At 71.5% G+C, this 18,690-nt stretch carries 19 protein-coding genes; 10 read left to right on the top strand and 9 right to left on the bottom strand.

Annotated features, from left to right (window positions below; all coding sequences use genetic code 11):
- Positions 1 to 17: 17 nt before the first annotated feature.
- Complete coding sequence (locus H0H10_RS24990) at positions 18 to 602, bottom strand: dihydrofolate reductase family protein (protein WP_188183344.1); 585 nt, start codon at positions 600 to 602, stop codon at positions 18 to 20.
- 127 nt (positions 603 to 729) lie between these two features.
- Between H0H10_RS24990 and H0H10_RS24985 the strand changes: the two genes are divergently transcribed.
- Entirely contained in the window at positions 730 to 1,320 is a 591-nt protein-coding gene (locus H0H10_RS24985; RefSeq protein ID WP_188183343.1) for a TetR/AcrR family transcriptional regulator, read from the top strand.
- Between the two features lie 17 nt (positions 1,321 to 1,337).
- Here the strand turns inward: H0H10_RS24985 and H0H10_RS24980 are convergent, their stop codons facing one another.
- The 3 genes from H0H10_RS24980 to H0H10_RS24970 form a co-directional block, all read right to left on the bottom strand.
- Entirely contained in the window at positions 1,338 to 1,958 is a 621-nt protein-coding gene (locus tag H0H10_RS24980) for a GNAT family N-acetyltransferase (protein ID WP_188183342.1), read from the bottom strand.
- Between the two features lie 239 nt (positions 1,959 to 2,197).
- Complete coding sequence (locus H0H10_RS24975) at positions 2,198 to 3,331, bottom strand: family 2 encapsulin nanocompartment cargo protein polyprenyl transferase (protein ID WP_188183341.1); 1,134 nt, start codon at positions 3,329 to 3,331, stop codon at positions 2,198 to 2,200.
- A 90-nt stretch (positions 3,332 to 3,421) separates the two neighbouring features.
- Positions 3,422 to 4,828: a family 2B encapsulin nanocompartment shell protein gene (locus H0H10_RS24970; protein ID WP_188183340.1), complete on the bottom strand. Its 1,407-nt coding sequence runs from the start codon at positions 4,826 to 4,828 to the stop codon at positions 3,422 to 3,424.
- Between the two features lie 298 nt (positions 4,829 to 5,126).
- On the opposite strand from H0H10_RS24970, the gene H0H10_RS24965 reads away from it, so the two are divergent.
- Positions 5,127 to 5,717, top strand: a complete 591-nt coding sequence (locus H0H10_RS24965; protein WP_188183339.1) for an N-acetylmuramoyl-L-alanine amidase — start codon at positions 5,127 to 5,129, stop codon at positions 5,715 to 5,717.
- 37 nt (positions 5,718 to 5,754) lie between these two features.
- On the top strand, positions 5,755 to 6,663 hold the full coding sequence (locus H0H10_RS24960; protein WP_188183338.1) for a 1-aminocyclopropane-1-carboxylate deaminase/D-cysteine desulfhydrase: 909 nt from the start codon (positions 5,755 to 5,757) through the stop codon (positions 6,661 to 6,663).
- A 32-nt stretch (positions 6,664 to 6,695) separates the two neighbouring features.
- Here the strand turns inward: H0H10_RS24960 and H0H10_RS24955 are convergent, their stop codons facing one another.
- Positions 6,696 to 8,291, bottom strand: coding sequence for a Na+/H+ antiporter (locus H0H10_RS24955; RefSeq protein ID WP_188183337.1), 1,596 nt, complete (start codon positions 8,289 to 8,291; stop codon positions 6,696 to 6,698).
- Between the two features lie 61 nt (positions 8,292 to 8,352).
- On the opposite strand from H0H10_RS24955, the gene H0H10_RS24950 reads away from it, so the two are divergent.
- From H0H10_RS24950 to H0H10_RS24940, 3 genes are all read left to right on the top strand, one after another.
- Positions 8,353 to 8,613: a UBP-type zinc finger domain-containing protein gene (locus H0H10_RS24950; protein WP_188183336.1), complete on the top strand. Its 261-nt coding sequence runs from the start codon at positions 8,353 to 8,355 to the stop codon at positions 8,611 to 8,613.
- Positions 8,614 to 8,861: 248 nt separating this feature from the next.
- Positions 8,862 to 9,275: an ATP-binding protein gene (locus tag H0H10_RS24945; RefSeq protein ID WP_003973726.1), complete on the top strand. Its 414-nt coding sequence runs from the start codon at positions 8,862 to 8,864 to the stop codon at positions 9,273 to 9,275.
- Between the two features lie 17 nt (positions 9,276 to 9,292).
- Positions 9,293 to 10,402 carry an RNA polymerase sigma factor SigF gene (locus H0H10_RS24940; RefSeq protein WP_188183335.1) on the top strand — a complete coding sequence of 370 codons (1,110 nt, stop codon included), beginning with the start codon at positions 9,293 to 9,295 and terminating at the stop codon, positions 10,400 to 10,402.
- Between the two features lie 31 nt (positions 10,403 to 10,433).
- Here the strand turns inward: H0H10_RS24940 and H0H10_RS24935 are convergent, their stop codons facing one another.
- Entirely contained in the window at positions 10,434 to 10,880 is a 447-nt protein-coding gene (locus H0H10_RS24935) for a hypothetical protein (protein ID WP_188183334.1), read from the bottom strand.
- A 128-nt stretch (positions 10,881 to 11,008) separates the two neighbouring features.
- On the opposite strand from H0H10_RS24935, the gene H0H10_RS24930 reads away from it, so the two are divergent.
- Both H0H10_RS24930 and H0H10_RS24925 read left to right on the top strand, forming a co-directional pair.
- The gene (locus tag H0H10_RS24930; RefSeq protein WP_188183333.1) at positions 11,009 to 11,977 is read left to right on the top strand and encodes a diacylglycerol/lipid kinase family protein; all 969 of its coding nucleotides are present in this window, start codon (positions 11,009 to 11,011) and stop codon (positions 11,975 to 11,977) included.
- Positions 11,978 to 12,295: 318 nt separating this feature from the next.
- On the top strand, positions 12,296 to 12,553 hold the full coding sequence (locus H0H10_RS24925; protein ID WP_003973730.1) for a WhiB family transcriptional regulator: 258 nt from the start codon (positions 12,296 to 12,298) through the stop codon (positions 12,551 to 12,553).
- Positions 12,554 to 12,789: 236 nt separating this feature from the next.
- On the opposite strand, the gene H0H10_RS24920 is transcribed toward H0H10_RS24925, so the two are convergent.
- A complete protein-coding gene (locus tag H0H10_RS24920) occupies positions 12,790 to 14,256 on the bottom strand; it encodes a sensor histidine kinase (protein ID WP_188183421.1) in 1,467 nt (488 codons plus the stop codon).
- 415 nt (positions 14,257 to 14,671) lie between these two features.
- Entirely contained in the window at positions 14,672 to 15,334 is a 663-nt protein-coding gene (locus H0H10_RS24915) for a TetR/AcrR family transcriptional regulator (protein WP_188183332.1), read from the bottom strand.
- 95 nt (positions 15,335 to 15,429) lie between these two features.
- On the opposite strand from H0H10_RS24915, the gene H0H10_RS24910 reads away from it, so the two are divergent.
- Positions 15,430 to 16,182, top strand: coding sequence for an SDR family oxidoreductase (locus H0H10_RS24910; protein WP_188183331.1), 753 nt, complete (start codon positions 15,430 to 15,432; stop codon positions 16,180 to 16,182).
- Between the two features lie 52 nt (positions 16,183 to 16,234).
- On the opposite strand, the gene H0H10_RS24905 is transcribed toward H0H10_RS24910, so the two are convergent.
- Positions 16,235 to 17,305 carry an SIS domain-containing protein gene (locus H0H10_RS24905; protein WP_188183330.1) on the bottom strand — a complete coding sequence of 357 codons (1,071 nt, stop codon included), beginning with the start codon at positions 17,303 to 17,305 and terminating at the stop codon, positions 16,235 to 16,237.
- 568 nt (positions 17,306 to 17,873) lie between these two features.
- Here H0H10_RS24905 and nagB point away from each other — a divergent pair.
- Entirely contained in the window at positions 17,874 to 18,659 is a 786-nt protein-coding gene (gene nagB / locus H0H10_RS24900; RefSeq protein WP_188183329.1) for a glucosamine-6-phosphate deaminase, read from the top strand.
- Positions 18,660 to 18,690: the final 31 nt, after the last annotated feature.

The following is an 18,690-nucleotide window of genomic DNA, read 5'->3' as shown; positions in this document are numbered from 1 at the left end:
GTAGACCGGACGGCCGCTCAACGCTTCCTGCTGTACGTCCGCACCAGCACGCCGTTGCCGAAGGTGCGCACCGACTCCGGGGCGAACTGCGAGACCGCGAAGCCGGAGCCGAACATCGGCATGCCCGTGCCCAGCACGACCGGGTAGGTCTTGATGACCAGCTCGTCGATCTCGTCGATGAGCTCTCCCGCGAGGGCCGACCCACCGCACAGGTAGATGTCGAACGGGCTGTCCTCCGCCTTCAGCTCGCGCACCCTGCCGACCGGGTCCGCCGAGATGATCTCGACGTTCGGGTCGGGCGACCGGGTGAGCGTGCGCGACGCGACGTACTCGCGCAGGTGGGCGTAGGGGCTGGTGATGCCCTCCTTCAGGGCCAGGTCGTAGCTGCCCCTGCCCTGGACGATCGTGTCGAACCGCTTGTTCGGCAGGTCGTCGAGGCCGAAGTGGCGGCGGCCGTGGGTCGAGAGCGTCTCCGGATACTCCGCCGTGAGAAAGCCGAGGAACTCCTCGTCGACGAACCGGGTCATGAAGGACGCGTCGCCGTCCGGGCCGCCGATGAAGCCGTCGATGGAGCAGGCGATGAAGTACGTGAGCTTGCGCAAGCCGTTCTCTTTTCGTCGGGCCGTCTCGGATCTGAACTACTGCAGTTATAGTGCTTCACTTGTAGTGGTTGCAAGAGGATTTCCCGGCCGCCACCGCAGGGGAATCAAGTGAGAGGAAGGGTTCCGCATGGTCAGCAATCCGGAGCGACGCGCCGCCCTGGTCGACGCCGGTGTCGAGGTGCTCGCACGCGAGGGGGCGCGCGGGCTGACGTTCCGCGCGGTGGACGCCGAGGCGGGCGTGCCCGTGGGCACCGCCTCCAACTACTTCACCGGCCGCGACGATCTGCTCCGCCAGATCGACGCCCGGCTGCACGTGCGGCTCGCGCCCGATCCCGAGGTGGTCTCCCGGCTGATGACGGGGGCGAAGGACCGCTCACTGGTCACCGCGTTCATGCGGGACCTGATGGACCGGGCGGTGCGGGACCGCACCGGCTACCTGGCCCTGCTGGAGATGCGGCTGGAGGCCACGCGCCGCCCCGGACTGCTCGCCTCCTACACCGCGTCGGTGCGCAGCGACCTGGACGAGGGCATGGAGTTCCACCGCTCGGCCGGGCTGCCGGGCGGTGACGAGACGGTGGTCGTGCTCTATCTCGCGATGCTCGGGCTGATCCTCGAGCACCTGACCCTGCCGGGCGTCCTGGACGGCGCACTGCCCGGGGTGGACGTCCCGGAGGGGCTGGTGGACCGGATCGTGGCGACGGTGGTGCCGGAGGGCTAGGCGACGGTACCGGGGGACTAGCGGTCCGCGGGCCGCGGCTCGCGCCACATGGGCCACATCCGGGGTCCGTCCGGCAGGTCCAGGGGCTCTCCGGTGAACGCGAAACCGAGCCGTTCGTACAGCCCTCGGCTGCGGGCGCTGCTCGCCTCCAGATAGGCGGGCAGCCCCTCGCGGTCGCAGCGGTCGAGCACCGACGCGATGAGGGCGGTGCCCAGTCCCTCGCCCTGCCGCTCCGGGGCCACGCCGATCATCCAGAGGTACTCGTGGGCCCGGCCGGAGGGGTGGATGCCGGCCGTCAGCCGGCCGATCAGCTCCACGCGCTCGTTGTCCGGGTCGACGGCCTCACGCACCTGGGCGGGGCTGTCGTCCACCGCGTCACCGGCCCCGTCGCCCGTGCCCTCGTCCGCGGGCACGGACAGCCACAGCGCACAGGCCGCGCCGTCCTCGGTGACGTCTATGCGCCCGTCGGCGAGCACGGCGTCGGTGAAGGCCGCCATCAGCCGGTGGTGGGTCCGGCGGCGGTACTCCGCACCGGGGAAGACCCAGCCGCTGACGGGATCGTCCTGGAAGGCCTCGTCCAGCAGCCGGACGACCAGCTCCCGGTCGCCCTCCCCCGCCGTCCGGATCGCCACGCCCATGCCCCTGCCCGCCCCTTCGACTCAACAGCCCTTGCTCGTACGGCCGTTGAAGACTATCCGGTGGCATCGACCGGACGGGACCGAGGTTCCCGGACGGGGTGAGGAAGACGGCGGCGAGGAGACGGGCCCCGCACACCGTGGGGAAGTGCGGGACCCGCCGGACCGGAGCCCTTGACGGCGCGGCCGTACGGACGTCAGGTGCCGTACGGCTCTGCGGGCTCCGGAGCCTTCCGCGACCGTCAGGTGCTGCGCCGGGTCACGAACTCCGCCAGCGAGAGCAGACCGCCTGCCGCCGCCGGGTCGGGCACGGCGCGGGCCAGCTCCTGCATCGCCCGTGCCATCCGGTCGGCCGCCTGGGCCTGCGCCCAGTCCCGGCCGCCGGCCCGCTCCACGACCAGCGCCGTGCGCTCCAGCTCCGCCTCGTCGCCCTCGTACGGCACCCCGTACAGCTCGGCGAGTTCGGCGGCCGCCGGCGTACCGGAGGTGAGGGCGGCGACCACCGGCAGCGACTTCTTGCGCGCGGCCAGGTCCGCGCCGGCCGGCTTGCCGGTGCGGCCCGGGTCGCCCCATATGCCGATCACGTCGTCGATGAGCTGGAAGGCCAGGCCGGCCTGGCGGCCGAAGGCGTCCAGCGCCTCGACGTCCTCGTCGGACGCGCCCGCGTACAGCCCGCCCAGGGCGCAGGCGCACCCCAGCAGCGCGCCCGTCTTGGCCTCGGCCATGGCGAGCGTCTCCTCGAGGGTGACCTCGTCCGGGCGGCGCCGCTCCATGGCCGTGTCTGCGTGCTGGCCGGCGCACAGCTCCACGACGCAGTCCGCGAGCCGGGTGGCCGCGGACGCGGACGCCGGGTGCGGGTCCGCGGCGAGCAGCCGCAGGGCCAGCGCCTGGAGCGCGTCCCCCGCCAGGATCGCGTCGGCGTCGCCGAACACGGTCCAGGCGGTGGGCCGGTGGCGGCGGGTGGTGTCCCGGTCCATCACGTCGTCGTGCAGCAAGGTGAAGTTGTGGACCAGCTCCACCGCCGCAGCCGCCCGGACGGCCGCGGGCCGGGCCCCGGATCCGCCGAGCGCTGCGGCCGAGGCGAGGACGAGGGCGGGGCGGATCGCCTTGCCCGCGTTGCCCTCCGCGGGAGTGCCGTCCGCGTGCTGCCAGCCGAAGTGGTAGAGCGCGATCCGGCGCATCGAATCCGGAAGTGACCCCATGGCGGACCGCAGCTCCGGGTCGACCGACGCCCTGGCCTCGCGCAGAAGCGCCTCCGCCTCCTGCCCGTCGGCCACCCGCGGCTCCTTGTCGCTCTGCGCCCCGACGGGCCCGTGCCTCTCCAGGGTGCCGGTGGGACGACGCGTCCCGACGGTGCTGTGCCGAATCTCCGTCATGGACTCATCTCCCCCATCGGTCCGCCTCCGTACCCCGGGGGTGGTGTACCCGCCCGGACGGGCGGGAACACGGCGTTCGGGCGACGGGCGTCACCGCCAGCGGCCGATCTCGACGTTCTCCAGGACGCCGAGCGCGTCCGGTACGAGGACCGCGGCCGAGTAGTAGGTCGTCACCAGGTACTTGATGATGGCCTGCTCGTTGATGCCCATGAAGCGCACCGACAGACTCGGCTCGATCTCGTCGGGGATGCCGGTGGCCCGCAGGCCGATGACACCCTGGTCCTGCTCGCCAGTGCGCATCGCGATGATCGAGGACGTGCGGGACTCGGTGACCGGGATCTTGTTGCACGGGTAGATCGGCACGCCGCGCCAGGTGGGGATGCGGTTGCCGGCGATGTCGATCGTCTCGGGCACGAGTCCGCGCCTGTTGAGCTCGCGGCCGAACGCGGCGATCGCGCGCGGGTGGGCGAGGAACAGCTTGGTGCCGCGCCGGCGGCTGAGCAGCTCGTCCATGTCGTCGGGGCCGGGCACGCCGTCGTGCGGCTGGATCCGCTGGTCGTACTCGCAGTTGTGCAGCAGGCCGAACTCGCGGTTGTTGACGAGCTCGTGCTCCTGACGCTCCTTCAGCGCCTCGACCGTCAGCCGGATCTGCTGCTCGGTCTGGTTCATCGGCTGGTTGTAGAGGTCGGCCACGCGCGAGTGGATGCGCAGGACGGTCTGGGCGACGCTCAGTTCGTACTCGCGGGGCTTGGCCTCGTAGTCGACGAAGGTGTGCGGGATGTCCGGCTCGCCGCTGTGGCCCGCGGCGAGGTCGATCGCCTTCTCGCCGTGCTTGTTGGTGCGCTGCTGGGGGATGGAGCGGCGCTGGAGGAGGTGCTCGCGCAGCGAGTCCGCGCGCTCCGCGATCTGCTCCACCTCCTGGCGGGGCAGCACGAGCACCGTGCAGGCGGTGACCGTGCGGGCGGTGTACTCCCAGATGGCGTCGCCGTCGAGCAGCGCCTGGTCACCGAAGTAGGCGCCGTCGGCGAGGACGCCGAGAACCGCGTCGTCCCCGTAGGGCCCGGTGCCGATCTTCTCGACCTTGCCGTGAGCCAGCAGGTATACCGCGTCGGCCTGGCTGCCGAACGAGGCGATCACCTCGCCCGGGCCGAACTCCCGCTGCTCACAGCGCTGGGCGAGTTCCGAGAGCACCTCCTCGTCCTCGTACGACCGCAGGGCCGGCAGCTCGCCCAGCTCCGCGGGGATGACCTCGACGCGGTCGCCGGTCTTCACGAACGTCACCCGGCCGTCGCCGACGGCGAAGGTCAGGCGCCGGTTCACCCGGTACGTGCCGCCCTGGACGTCCACCCAGGGAAGAGTGCGCAGCAGCCAGCGCGAGCTGATCTCCTGCATCTGAGGTACGGACTTGGTCGTGGTGGCCAGGTTCCGCGCGGCCGCCGTGCCGAGGCTCTGCTGCGGCCTGGTCTGCTCGGTGCGGACCTCTTCGCCTACCGACATAAGGAATTGCCCTCCCGGTACATGCCGAGCGCACCTGCGCCCGGCATCGATGTGCAGCACCAGCCTTCCTCACCGAGCGTGCCGGTGCTATTACACGAAAGAGCGGGAATGGATCAACGGCGGCCGGGGCACATATGGGTGCTCGCCCGGCGGCCGCGGGTCGCGTTCGCCGAGCCGGCGTTGTCCGGATCGCATCGCACACGACCCGAACAGGTATTGGGGAGCGCTCCGTTTCGGTACAAGCACCGGTACGGGCGGTCGCGCCGGGCGGCCGTCGCTCAGGACGAAGGAGCCGGCCATGGCCTCACCCATGTCCCCGGGCAGTTTCCTCAAAGCCCTGAAGGCGGAGGGCCTCACCGTCGTCGAGGTCGGTGACTGGCGGCACCACAACCGCAACCACAAGGGCCCCTGGGGCCCCGTCCACGGGGTGATGATCCACCACACGGTGACCAGGGGCAGCGCGCGGACGGTGGAGATCTGCCGCAAGGGCTACGAGGGTCTGCCCGGCCCGCTGTGCCACGGTGTCATCACGAAGGACGGCAGGGTGCACCTGGTCGGATACGGCCGGGCCAACCACGCCGGGCTCGGCGACGACGAGGTACTGCGCGCGGTGATCGCGGAGAAGGCGCTGCCCCGGGACAACGAGACGAACACCGACGGCAACCGGCACTTCTACGGCTTCGAGTGCGAGAACCTGGGCGACGGCGAGGATCCCTGGCCCGCGGCGCAGCTGGAGGCGATCGAGAGAGCCGCCGCCGCGGTCTGCCGCCACCACGGCTGGAACGAGCGGTCCGTCATCGGCCACCTGGAGTGGCAGCCGGGAAAGGTGGACCCGCGGGGCTTCACGATGGCGTCGATGCGGGGGCGCATCCGCGACCGGCTGAAGTGACCCGGGCGCTGTGCGGTGCCGGGGTGACAATGGTCGGGTGACCAGTACCGACGCCCCCGGCATCGCCGCCCTGAGCCCCCGGCTGCCGTCGCCGTTGCAGGAGGTCGTGGACGACCGGTTCGAGCGGCACGGCGTGCGGTTGCTGCTGAAGCGGGACGATCTGATCCACCCGGAGCTGGTCGGCAACAAGTGGCGCAAACTCGCGCCGAACCTCGCGGCGGCGGACGGCCGTGCCGTCGTCACCTTCGGCGGCGCCTACTCCAACCACCTGCGTGCCACGGCCGCCGCCGGGCGGCTGCTCGGCCTGTCCACGGTCGGCGTGGTGCGCGGGCAGGAACTGGCCGGCCGGCCGCTCAACCCGTCCCTGGCCCGGTGCGCGGCCGACGGGATGCGGCTGCACTTCGTCGACCGGTCGACGTACCGCCGCAAGTCCGACCCCGGCACCCTGGCGGCCGTCCTGCGCGCGGCGGGCGCCGAGGACGCCCATGTCGTCCCGGAGGGCGGCAGCAACGCCGCGGCCGTCCGCGGCTGCCGGGCACTCGGCGAGGAACTGGACGGCCGCGCCGACGTCGTCGCGCTCGCCTGCGGCACCGGCGGGACGCTCGCCGGGCTGGCCGCCGGTCTCGCCCCGGGCCGAAGGGCGCTCGGCATACCCGTGCTCAAGGGCGGTTTCCTCACCGGCGACATACGGCGGCTCCAGGAGGAGGCGTTCGGCGGTCCCCGCGGCGCGTGGAGCCTCGACGACCGCTTCCACTTCGGCGGCTACGCCCGCACCGCCCCCGAGCTGGAGTCGTTCGCCGAGGACTTCGAACAGCGCCACGGCCTGCCGGTGGAGCGCCTGTACGTCGCGAAGATGCTGTACGGCCTGCTCGTCCTGACCCGGGAGGGCGCCTTCGCGCGCGGGACGACGCTGGCGGCGGTCGTCACCGGCCGTCCCTTTCCCTGAGCCGGAGCTCTTCCCTGAGCCGGGGCTCCGCCTCAGGCGGCCTCCCGGTACGCGGCCGCCTCCTCCAGGTCCAGTCGGCGCAGCAGCGTGCGCAGCATCTCGTCGTCGATGTAGCGGCCGTCCCGCAACCGGACGAACACCTCGCGTTCCGCGCCGATCATCTCCCGGGACAACCGCCGGTAGGTGTCGTCGACGGTCTCCCCGGTGACCGGGTTGACCTGGCCCAGCCGCTCCCAGACGGCGTTGCGGCGGCGTTCCATGACCGTGCGCAGGCGCTCGGCGAGCGGTCCCGGCAGGGCGTTGCGCTCGTCGGCGAGGAGGTCGTCCAGGCGCTGCTCGGCGGCCCGGGACGCCTGCGCCTGGGCGTTGGCCTCCGCGAGCGTCTGGGCCTGTACGTCGGGTCCGGGGAACTTCAGCAGGCGGATCAGGGGCGGCAGCGTCACGCCCTGGACGACGAGGGTGCCGATGACCGTGGTGAAGGTCAGGAAGAGGATCAGGTTGCGCTGGGGGAAGGGTGCGCCGTCGTCCACGGTGAGCGGGATGGAGAAGGCGATGGCGAGCGAGACCACGCCCCGCATCCCGGCCCAGCCGATGACGAACGGGCCCTTCCAGGACGGGTTCTCCTCGCGCGCGCGAATGCGTGCCGACAGGATCCGGGGCAGGAAGGTCGCCGGGTACACCCACACGAACCGGGCCACGGCCACGACCAGGAAGACGGCGACCGCGTACCAGGCGGCCTCGGCACCCTCGTAGTCCCCGAGGCCCCTCAGGACCACCGGGAGCTGCAGTCCGATCAGGGCGAACACGGCCGACTCCAGGACGAACGCCACCATCTTCCACACGGCCTCCTCCTGGAGGCGGGTGGCGAAGTCGACCTCCCACGCGCGGTGGCCGAGATGGAGTGCGACGACCACCACCGCCAGCACCCCGGAGGCGTGCACCTGCTCGGCCGCCGCGTAGGCGACGAACGGGATCAGCAGGGAGAGCGTGTTCTGCAGCAGCGCCTCCTTCACGTGGGTGCGCAGCCAGTGGATCGGCACCATCAGCACCAGGCCGACGCCGACGCCGCCGATCGCCGCGATCAGGAACTCGGCGATCCCGCCGGCCCAGGTGGCGCCCGCTCCGACCGCGGCGGCCAGCGCCACCTTGAAGGCGGTGATCGCGGTGGCGTCGTTCACCAGGGACTCGCCCTGCAGGATCGTGGTGATCCGGGAGGGCAGACCCACCCGGCGCGCGACCGCCGTGGCGGCGACGGCGTCCGGCGGTGCCACGACCGCGCCCAGCACCAGCGCGGCGGTCAGCGGCAGGCCCGGCACGATCAGGTACGCGGCCCAGCCGACGACGAAGGTCGCGAAGAGCACGTAGCCCACGGACAGCAGCGCCACGGGCCTGAGCTGCGCCCGCAGGTCGAGGTAGGAGCTGTCGGTGGCGGCCGTGTACAGCAGCGGGGGCAGCAGCAGCGGCAGTACGACGTGCGGGTCGAGGGTGTAGTCGGGTACGCCGGGGACGTAGCTCACCGCCAGACCGGCCGCCACCAGCAGCAGCGGCGCCGGCACCGGTGTGCGCCGGCCCGCCGCGGCGATCGCGGCGCTGCCCGCCACCAGCAGCAGCAGCGGCATCACGTCCATCGTCCTCGCCCGCCCTCTTGTCCCGCGCGGCCATCCGCGCATCCGACGTAACCTGGCAATCATGAAACAGTGCACGCACGCCGACGCGCTGCCGCACCCGGAACCCGAGCCCCTGGGCGACACCTGTCCGGAATGTCTGGCCGAGGGCACGGACCCGGTGCAGCTGCGGCTGTGCCTCACCTGCGGTCACGTCGGCTGCTGCGACTCCTCGCCGAGGCGGCACGCGACGGCGCACCACGAGGAGACCGGCCACCCGGTGATGAGGACCTTCGAGCCCGGGGAGAGCTGGCGCTGGTGCTTCGTCGACCACGTACTCGTGTGACCTCGCGCGGGGACGGTTCGACCGTCTGACGTCTGGGTACGTCAACCCGGCGCGCGCTCTTCCGATTTGAGCCCGCCAAACCCCTAGCCACTGTGCGTGTTCATGTGTTTACTATGAGTGACAGCAAGGGGTTGGGGTCTCGGGACAGGAAATGTCGGAGCGCGATAACGTCACCGCTGAACCACGTGTCGCGTTACCCCGAGGGTGCCCCTCGGCCCTGTAACGCTTGTACCACCTTGGAGGTGAGGGTGTCCCAGATCGCAGGCGAGCCCGCGACCCAGGACTTCGTGGAAGTCCGGCTGCCGGCCGCGGGTGCCTACCTGTCGGTGCTGCGTACGGCGACGGCCGGCCTCGCGGCCCGTTTGGACTTCACCCTCGACGAGATCGAGGACCTGCGCATCGCAGTGGACGAGGCCTGCGCGATCCTGCTTCAGCAGGCCGTGCCCGGCTCGGTGCTCAGTTGCGTCTTCCGGCTCGTCGACGACTCGCTCGAGGTCACCGTCTCGGCGCCGACCACGGACGGTCACGCCCCCTCGCGGGACACCTTCGCCTGGACCGTCCTGTCCGCTCTGGCGGGCAAGGTCTCCTCCGCCGTGGACGAGGACAAAACCGTTTCGATCAGCCTCTACAAACAGCGCGGCGCGGGACCCGGGCCGACGTGAGGAACGGGGACGGGCCGGTGCGGGACGAAGAGCGCGGCACACGGGAGCTGTCGGCCGAGGACACACGTTCCCCGGACGGTGCCGGACGCGTGGCGGACGGCATCGACGCCATCCCGGAACAGGCGCGGCCGCATCCGGAGGACACCGCCACGGGGGCAGTCCACCCGGACGACGGGCAGCGGGCCGGTGACCGGGACGGTGCCGTGCGGAGCACGCCTGCGGAGGGGAGGGCCGGGGCCACCCCGGTCCGGCCGGCCCGCGCTGAGGCGAGGGCTCGGGAAAGGGCGACGGGCGGGACGATGAGCGAGCACGAGCGGTACTCCGAGGACGACGCGTCCGGTGCACGCGGCGCACAGGGCACGCGGCACGACCCGCAGGACCGCAGCGGGGCGCGTGCCAAGTTCACCGAGCTGCGTGCGCTGCCGAAGGACAGCCCGGAGTACGCGGAGCTGCGCAACCAGCTGGTCCGCATGCACCTGCCGCTCGTGGAGCACCTCGCGCGCCGGTTCCGCAATCGCGGCGAGCCCCTGGACGACCTCACGCAGGTCGCCACCATCGGACTGATCAAGTCGGTCGACCGCTTCGACCCGGACCGCGGGGTGGAGTTCTCCACCTACGCCACGCCCACGGTCGTCGGTGAGATCAAGCGGCACTTCCGGGACAAGGGCTGGGCCGTGCGGGTCCCGCGCCGGCTCCAGGAACTGCGGCTCGCGCTGACCACGGCCACGGCGGAGCTCTCACAGCTGCACGGCCGCTCCCCCACGGTCCATGAACTCGCCGAGAAGCTGTCGATCTCGGAGGAGGAGGTCCTGGAGGGCCTGGAGTCCGCCAACGCGTACTCGACGCTGTCCCTGGACGTCCCGGACACCGACGACGAGTCCCCGGCGGTCGCGGACACCCTGGGCGCCGAGGACGAGGCGCTGGAGGGCGTGGAGTACCGGGAGTCGCTCAAGCCGCTGCTGGAGGACCTGCCGCCGCGGGAGAAGCGGATCCTGCTGCTGCGCTTCTTCGGCAACATGACGCAGTCGCAGATCGCCCAGGAGGTCGGGATCTCGCAGATGCACGTGTCGCGGCTGCTGGCGCGCACGCTGGCGCAGCTGCGGGAGAAGCTGCTGGTCGAGGAGTAGCTGCCGCGGGGCGGGACCGCTGCGGCGGGGGTTACTTCCCGGCGCTGCCGGGTCCCCGGATCCCGAGGGCCCGGGTCGTCGTGGGGTTCACGAGCAGGACGAGCGCGGTGACGGCCACGACCGCGAGCACGATCCCCGCCGGGATGGCGATGCTGTCGACCTGCAGCAGGTTGTAGGCCACGGGCAGCGCCATGATCTGCGTGATGACGGCGGGCCCCCGGCTCCAGCTCCGCCGGGCCAGCAGCCCGCGGGCGGCGAGCAGTGGCAGCAGCGCGAGGACGATGAGCGTGACACCGCCGGTCAGGGCCGAGGTCCGGTCGTCGGGATGACCCGTGAGACCGCCCACGATCATCCAGGCTCCGCCGACGACGAGCGCCAGACCCTCCAGCGCGGCGAGCGCCGCGGCCGCGGTCAGCCGGCCGGGACGGGGGCCCGCCTCTTCGGCGGCTTCGGTGGTGGGGTTCTGCTCACTGCTCACCCCTGAAGGGTAGCCCTCGCCATGCGGGCGCCCGTGCCGAGGCCCGTGCGCCGGCTCACATGCCGATCCCCTGGCGGAAACCTGCCTCGGTCTGGGCCAGGTACCGCCCAGTAGGTACCCTGCAACGCATGCGTGCACTTCTCGTGGTCAATCCGGCGGCAACCACCACGAGTGCGCGTACGCGCGACGTGCTGATCCACGCGCTCGCGAGCGAGATGAAGCTGGAGGCGGTCACCACCGAGTACCGCGGCCACGCGCGCGACCTCGGCCGCCAGGCGGCCCGGAGCGACGACATCGAGCTGGTGGTGGCGCTCGGCGGCGACGGCACGGTCAACGAGGTCGTCAACGGACTGCTGCACGCCGGCCCCGACCCCGAGCATCTGCCCCGGCTCGCCGTGGTGCCCGGCGGTTCCACCAACGTCTTCGCCCGCGCCCTCGGCCTGCCTAACCACGCGGTGGAGGCGACCGGCGCCCTGCTGGACGCCCTGCGCGAGGGCAGCGAACGGACCGTCGGACTGGGGCTGGCCTCGGGCACACCGGGCACGGAGGACGAGGCCGTACCCGCCCGATGGTTCACCTTCAACGCCGGACTGGGGTTCGACGCCGGCGTGGTCGGCCGGGTCGAGCAGCACCGGGAGCGCGGAAAGAAGTCGACACACGCCCTCTACGTCCGCCAGGTGGTGCGCCAGCTCATCGGCGAGCCGCACCGGCGCAGCGGGACGATCACACTGGAGCGCGAGGGCGAGGACCCGGTCACGGATCTGGTGCTGTCCATAGTCTCGAACACGTCCCCGTGGACGTTTCTCGGCAACCGCCCGATCTACGCCTCGCCCAAGGCCTCGTTCGACACGGGACTCGACGTCTTCGGCCTGCACCGCCTCTCGACGGCCGCGGTCGCCCGGTATGGCACCCAGTTGCTCACTTCGTCCCCCGAGCGCGGACCCCGGGGCCGGCATGCCGTCTCACTGCACGACATGACCGAGTTCACCTTGCATTCGAAGGTGCCACTGCCCTTGCAGATGGACGGTGACCACCTGGGGCTGCGAACGAGCGTGACGTTCACAGGCGTACGCCGTGCACTGCGTGTGATTGTGTGAGCAGAACCGGCAAAAGTCCTTTCACTCGAACGTTTAGGCCAGGATCCACCCCATGGAAGTACGGCTGTGACCTAGTCGACACCGAAGAATCAAAAAAAACTTTCCGGAAGGGGTTGTATCCGCCGCCGAGGTTTGCGAGTCTCTACATGGCGATCGGGACGGCCCGCAACACCGGCCTCCACAGATCACCGGAACCCCTCTTCAAACCACAGGACCACGCCGGGCAACCTGGCGGTAGGCCCTTCCCTTGTTGAGGGATTCGTGAAAGCGTTCACATTCACAAGCACCTGCACGTAATACCAAGGAGAGGTAGCAGCCATGGACTGGCGTCACCGCGCCGTTTGCCGCGAGGAAGACCCCGAGCTCTTCTTCCCCATCGGCAACACCGGTCCCGCGCTGCTGCAGATCGAGGAAGCCAAGGCCGTCTGCCGTCGCTGCCCGGTTATGGAGCAGTGTCTGCAGTGGGCGCTCGAGTCCGGCCAGGACTCCGGCGTCTGGGGTGGTCTCAGCGAGGACGAGCGCCGCGCGATGAAGCGCCGTGCCGCCCGCAACCGGGCCCGTCAGGCCTCCGCCTGACCATCCACCCCTGCTGACAGCCTGAGCTTGGCGGCGCGTACAGCGAGTACGCAACTCCCGCCCCCGAGCCGCAGCGCGCAGTACCCGATGCTCCCCGACCCCTCGACTTCGCTCGAGCCGGGGGGATCCCCATCGCACGAGCACTGGCCTCGGACCTTCACCGGTCCGGGGCTTTTTGCTGTCCGCGGTGCACTTCTGCTTGCTGCCCGCGGTCCGCTTCTCTTGCTGTCCGCGGCCTACTTCTGCGCCGGCACCGGGATGTCCAGGATCACCCGGGTGCCGCGCTCGGGGGCCGGGACCATGTCGAACGCGCCTCCCAGCTCGCCCTCGACCAGCGTGCGGACGATCTGGAGCCCCAGATTTCCGGAACTGTGCGGGTCGAAGTCCTCGGGCAGGCCGACGCCGTCGTCCTGGACGGTGACCAGGAGGCGGGCCTCCTTCGTGGTGCCGCCACGGACCGCCGAGACCTCGACCGTGCCGGTGTCGCCCTCGCGGAAGCCGTGCTCCAGGGCGTTCTGCAGGATCTCGGTCAGCACCATCGACAGGGGCGTGGCGACCTCGGCGTCCAGGATGCCGAAGCGGCCGGTGCGGCGGCCGGTGACCTTGCCGGGTGAGATCTCGGCCACCATGGCCAGCACGCGGTCGGCGATCTCGTCGAACTCCACGCGCTCGTCCAGGTTCTGGGACAGCGTCTCGTGCACGATCGCGATCGAGCCGACGCGGCGTACGGCCTCTTCGAGGGCTTCCCGTCCCCGCTCCGAGCCGATGCGCCGGGCCTGGAGGCGGAGCAGGGCGGCCACCGTCTGGAGGTTGTTCTTCACCCGGTGGTGGATCTCCCGGATGGTCGCGTCCTTGGTGATCAACTCGCGTTCGCGCCGCCGCAGTTCGGTCACGTCGCGCAGCAGCACCAGTGAACCGATGCGTGTGCCCTTGGGTTTGAGCGGGATCGCACGGAACTGGATGACACCGTCGTTCGCCTCGATCTCGAACTCGCGCGGTGCCCAGCCGCTGGCCACCTTGGCGAGCGCCTCGTCCACCGGACCGCGGGTCGGGGCGAGTTCGGCGGTCGTCCTGCCCAGGTGGTGGCCGACCAGGTCGGCGGCGAGGCCCATGCGGTGGTACGCCGACAGGGCGTTCGGGGAGGCGTAGTGCACGATGCCGTCCGCGTCGAGCCGGATCAGGCCGTCGCCGACGCGGGGCGAGGCGTCCATGTCGACCTGCTGGTTCTCGAACGGGAAGGCTCCGGCCGCGATCATCTGCGCGAGGTCCGAGGCGCTCTGGAGGTAGGTGAGCTCCAGTCGGCTCGGGGTCCGCACGGTGAGGAGGTTGGTGTTGCGCGCGATGACGCCGAGGACGCGTCCCTGACGCCGTACGGGGATCGACTCGACGCGGACCGGGACCTCCTCGCGCCACTCCGGATCGCCCTCGCGCACGATCCGGCCCTCGTCCAGCGCGGCGTCCAGCATGGGACGCCGGCCGCGCGGGACCAGGTGACCGACCATGTCGTCCTGGTACGAGGTCGGGCCGGTGTTGGGCCGCATCTGGGCGACGGAGACGTACCGGGTGCCGTCGCGGGTGGGGACCCACAGGACGAGGTCGGCGAAGGAGAGGTCGGAGAGGAGCTGCCACTCCGAGACCAGCAGATGGAGCCACTCGAGATCGGAGTCGTCGAGGGCTGTGTGCTGGCGTACGAGTTCGTTCATGGAGGGCACGTGGCCGAGCGTACCTGGCCGTTCGGACAGCGATCGAAACCAGCCAGATTCCGCCACTGCGCGATCTCGGAAACGCCCCCGGAAACACCCGCGGGCCGCGGCGCCTGGGAGGGACCCTCAACCCTCCCGGCACCGCAGCCCGGAGCAACATCGGCCGTGGGGTGTGCGGTCCCTGTCGGCCGAAGGGTGAGGAGCCGGGGCAGTCAGGGCAGAGAGCTCCGGTTCCTCGGTCCGCCCTCCTGTGCGGGGAAGGCGGAAGCCTGACGTTCACCTTGCGTGAGTGTCTCAGTGGCCATTGTGGACTAGACCACTGTGCATGTCCATGCGCGGGACGGTGTTTGTCTCCGTCACTTCGCGACGGCTGTTCGGACGTCCGAGCACCCGGCAGCAGCCTAACCCCGTTGGCTCATGTGCGGGGCCAGACGGCGAGGGAGATTTCCGCGAGCGACTCCAGTTCCTCGCGGCTCGCGCCGTCGCGCGCCTGCTGGGACATGCCCTGGATGACCGCACCGGCGTGCCGGGCGAGGGCGGCGGCATCGGTTCCCTCCGGCAGGACGCCCGCGGCGACGTCGGCGCGGATACGGCTCTCGAACGCGGCGATGTTGGCGTTGCGCCGCTCACGCAGGGACTGCTCCACCTCCGGGGTGGAGCAGTTGGCGGCGGCGTGGATGACGAGACAGCCGTGCGGACGCCCGGGGGCCGTGTACTCGACGGCGGCCTCGCGCAGCATCCGCTCTATGCCCGCCCGGGCGGTCGGCTCCTCGGCGAGGGCGCGCTCCGCGAAGGAGCCGTACCGCGTGCCGTACTCCTGGACGACCTCCTCGAAGAGCGAGCGCTTGTCGCCGAAGGCCGCGTACAGACTCGGGGCGCCGATGTCCATGACCCGGGTGAGGTCGGCGACGGACGTGGCCTCGTAACCGTGTTCCCAGAAGGCCATCAGGGCCTTCTCCAGGGCCGTCGCCCGGTCGAAGGAACGGGGACGCCCGCGTGACCTGGACGGACGGCCGCGGGCTCCGGTCGTCGCCGGAGCCGGCGTCCTGCCGCGCCCGGTCTCCTCGCTGCTCACCATGGGCTTCATTTTATAGCGGGCACTAGAGAAATGTCCGCGGGATGCGCTACGGTCATTTCTGTAGCGACCACTAGATAATGCGAAGGGGCGCCGGCATGGGTGTGCTCACGGGTAAGACGGCTCTCGTCACGGGGGCGAGCAGGGGCATCGGACGAGGGGTGGCCGAGCGGCTGGGACGCGACGGCGCGCGGGTCGCGGTGCACTACGGCAGGAGCGAGGCGGCGGCCAAGGAGACGGTCGCCGCGATCGAGGCGGCGGGTGGGTCCGCGTTCGCGATCGGGGTGGAGCTCGGCGTCCCCGGGGACGCCGAAGCACTGTGGGAGGAGTTCGACCGGCACGCGGACGGGCTGGACATCCTGGTGAACAACGCCGGGATCGGCACGACCCGCCCGATCACGGAGATAAGCGAGGAGGAGTACGACAAGGTCTTCGCGGTGAACGTGAAGGCTCCGTTCTTCATCCTCCGGGACGGCATGGGACGGCTGCGCGACGGCGGCCGGGTCATCAACATCTCGTCGGGACTGGCCCGCACCGCGGTGATGCCGGACAACATGGCGTACGCGATGACCAAGGCCGCGCTGGACGTGCTCTCCCGCGACCTCTCCAAGGTGCTGGGTGCCCGCGGCATCACCGTGAACTCGGTGGCGCCCGGCATCATCGACACGGACAACACGGCCGAGCTGCTGCACGGCAGCGCGGACGGCTGGGAACGGGCGGCGGCGTTCTCCGCACTGGGCGGGGTGGGCACGCCGGCCGAGGTGGCCGACGTGGTCGCCTTCCTGGCCTCGGACGGGGGCCGTTGGGTCACCGGGAGCTGGGTGGACGCGACGGGGGGTTCGCTGACCTAGACGGGGCTCGACGGGCCGGGCGGGGTCCGCGGCCCGGACGGCGTCCACGGGCTCAGTGGGTCTCCGTCACCTTCGCCAGGGCGCGAGGGGCGTCCGGGTCCTGGCCGCGGGCGATCGTCACCTCGTAGGCCAGCAGCTGGAGCGGGATGATCTCCAGGACGGGCTGGACCTCCTCGGCCACGCCCTCGGTGGGCAGGACGAAACCGGCGGAGGCCTGCTCGACCCGGCTCCTGGGGCCGACGACGACCAGGTCGGCACCCCGGCCGCGCAGCCGGTCCAGCACGGGCTGGAGCGCCTCTCCGCCCTTGCCGTCGGTGACGACCGCGATCACCGGGGAGACGTTGTCGACCATGGCGAGCGGACCGTGCAGGAGGTCGGCTCCGGAGTAGGAGAGGGCGGGGATGTAGCTGGTCTCCATGAGCTTGAGGGCGGCCTCCTTGGCCGTGGGGTAGCCGTAGCCGCGCGAGGTGATCACCATGCGCTCGGCGAAGCGGTAGCGGGCGGCGAGGGCGCGCACCTCGTCCTGCCGGGCGAGCAGCTGCGCGGCGAGATCCGGCAGCACGCGCGCGGCCGCTCCGTCGCCGTCGCGCAGGCCCTCGACGAAGAGGTACAGGGCGAGCAGGGATGCGGTGTAGGTCTTGGTCGCGGGGAGGGCCCTCTCGGGTCCGGCCATGATGTCGATGTGGTACTCCGACACGCCGGCCAGCGGTGAATCGGGGTTGTTGGTCACCGCCAGGGTGATCGCGCCCGCCTCTCGGGCGGCGCGGGTCGAGGCGACCAGGTCCGGGGAGCCGCCGGACTGGCTGACGGTGACGACGAGGACGTCGGTGAGGTTGGGACGGGCACCGTAGGCGGTGGTGGTCGACATCGAGGCGAGGCCGCAGGGCAGGCCGAGGCGGATCTCCAGCAGGTACTTGGCGTACAGCGCGGCGTTGTCGGAGGTGCCGCGCGCGGTCAGCAGCACGAAACGGGGGCCGCGGGCGGCGATCTCGCGGGCGACCTGCCGGATGGCGGGGGCACCGTCGTCGAGGATCCGGCGCAGTACGGCGGGCTGCTCGGCCATCTCCCGGGCCATGATGCGGCCCGGGAGGTCGCTGCGGGCGTCCGGTGCGGAGGCGGTCATACGGGTTCCCTCCGGGGGTGCGGGGTGGTGAGTGCGGATGCCTCGGGGCGGGCGTCGCGGGTGCCGGTGACGGGGTGGCGGCGGGGCGGTGTGGCCGCGTGGTGATGACGGCAGTGAGGGGACGGTGTGGCAGCGCGGCCATGACGGCGGTGAGGGGCGGGGTGGGCGTCCGGCCATGACGGCGGTGGGGGGACGGTGTGGCAGCGCGGCCATGACCTTGGTGGGGGGCCGGGGTGGGCGTGTGGCGAGGGCGGGAGTGGGGTGGGGCGGCCGGGTGACGGTGACGGTGGGGCGGTCGTGCCGGTGCCAGGGGGTCCGCGGTCGTCGTCCGTCGCACGGCCCCCAGCGGGGCGCCGTGCGGCCGGTCGGCGTCGGTGGCGTGCGGTGTCTTTGGGCCCACTCCTTCATTCCACTCCCTCCCGCGCGAACGCGCCCGCGCTGGGTGGGAACGGGGGCCGCCCGGCGGGCCGGGAAACCGGGGAACGCGCGGCACCACTCTGTTAGATTGGTCTAAACCACATGCCCTTCGGGTGTCCTCGAGCCCCCTCTTCAGAACGGCAGGCCCAGCGTGGAAGTTGTCATCGTTCCCGACGCCAAGGCGGGCGGCGAGCTCATCGCCGAGGCCATGGCGCAGCTGCTCCGGCGCAAGCCCGACGCCCTGCTCGGGGTGGCCACCGGCTCGACGCCGCTGCCGGTGTACGAGGCACTGGCGGCCAAGGTGCGTTCGGGCGCCGTGGACACCGCGCGGGCGCGGATCGCCCAGCTCGACGAGTACGTGGGGCTGCCCGCGGAGCACCCGGAGTCGTACCGCTCGGTGCTGCGGCGCGAGGTGCTGGAGCCGCTCGGCATCGGCATGGACGCGTTCATGGGGCCCGACGGCACGGCCACGGACGTCCAGGGGGCCTGCGAGGCGTACGACAGCGCGCTGGCCGCGGCCGGCGGGGTGGACCTCCAGCTGCTGGGGATCGGCACCGACGGGCACATCGGGTTCAACGAGCCGTGCTCCTCGCTGGCCTCGCGGACCCGGATCAAGACGCTGACCGAGCAGACCCGCGTCGACAACGCGCGCTTCTTCGACGGCGACATCGAGCAGGTGCCGCACCACGTCATCACGCAGGGCATCGGCACGATCCTGGAGGCCCGGCACCTGGTGCTGCTGGCCACCGGCGAGGGGAAGGCCGACGCGGTGGCGGCGAGTGTCGAGGGGCCGGTCGCGGCCGTGTGCCCGGCCTCCGCGCTGCAGCTCCACCCGCATGCCACCGTCGTCGTCGACGAGGCCGCCGCCTCCAAGCTGAAGCTCGCCGACTACTTCCGGCACACCTACGCGCACAAGCCCGGCTGGCAGGGCATCTGATCCCGTACGGACAGCCACGCACAAGAGCACA

It is taken from the genome of Streptomyces griseicoloratus (genome assembly GCF_014534645.1).
Taxonomy (GTDB): domain Bacteria; phylum Actinomycetota; class Actinomycetes; order Streptomycetales; family Streptomycetaceae; genus Streptomyces; species Streptomyces griseicoloratus.
This window is presented reverse-complemented; position numbering and strand designations above follow the sequence as displayed.

Excerpts from the sequence above, each read along its gene's own strand:
- H0H10_RS24985 (WP_188183343.1), top strand. The coding sequence starts at position 730 with ATGGTCAGCAATCCGGAGCGACGCGCCGCCCTGGTCGACGCCGGTGTC.
- H0H10_RS24980 (WP_188183342.1), bottom strand. The coding sequence starts at position 1,958 with ATGGGCGTGGCGATCCGGACGGCGGGGGAGGGCGACCGGGAGCTGGTC.
- H0H10_RS24975 (WP_188183341.1), bottom strand. The coding sequence starts at position 3,331 with ATGACGGAGATTCGGCACAGCACCGTCGGGACGCGTCGTCCCACCGGC.
- H0H10_RS24970 (WP_188183340.1), bottom strand. The coding sequence starts at position 4,828 with ATGTCGGTAGGCGAAGAGGTCCGCACCGAGCAGACCAGGCCGCAGCAG.
- H0H10_RS24965 (WP_188183339.1), top strand. The coding sequence starts at position 5,127 with ATGGCCTCACCCATGTCCCCGGGCAGTTTCCTCAAAGCCCTGAAGGCG.
- H0H10_RS24955 (WP_188183337.1), bottom strand. The coding sequence starts at position 8,291 with ATGGACGTGATGCCGCTGCTGCTGCTGGTGGCGGGCAGCGCCGCGATC.
- H0H10_RS24950 (WP_188183336.1), top strand. The coding sequence starts at position 8,353 with ATGAAACAGTGCACGCACGCCGACGCGCTGCCGCACCCGGAACCCGAG.
- H0H10_RS24930 (WP_188183333.1), top strand. The coding sequence starts at position 11,009 with ATGCGTGCACTTCTCGTGGTCAATCCGGCGGCAACCACCACGAGTGCG.
- H0H10_RS24925 (WP_003973730.1), top strand. The coding sequence starts at position 12,296 with ATGGACTGGCGTCACCGCGCCGTTTGCCGCGAGGAAGACCCCGAGCTC.
- H0H10_RS24920 (WP_188183421.1), bottom strand. The coding sequence starts at position 14,256 with ATGAACGAACTCGTACGCCAGCACACAGCCCTCGACGACTCCGATCTC.
- H0H10_RS24915 (WP_188183332.1), bottom strand. The coding sequence starts at position 15,334 with ATGGTGAGCAGCGAGGAGACCGGGCGCGGCAGGACGCCGGCTCCGGCG.
- H0H10_RS24910 (WP_188183331.1), top strand. The coding sequence starts at position 15,430 with ATGGGTGTGCTCACGGGTAAGACGGCTCTCGTCACGGGGGCGAGCAGG.
- H0H10_RS24905 (WP_188183330.1), bottom strand. The coding sequence starts at position 17,305 with ATGACCGCCTCCGCACCGGACGCCCGCAGCGACCTCCCGGGCCGCATC.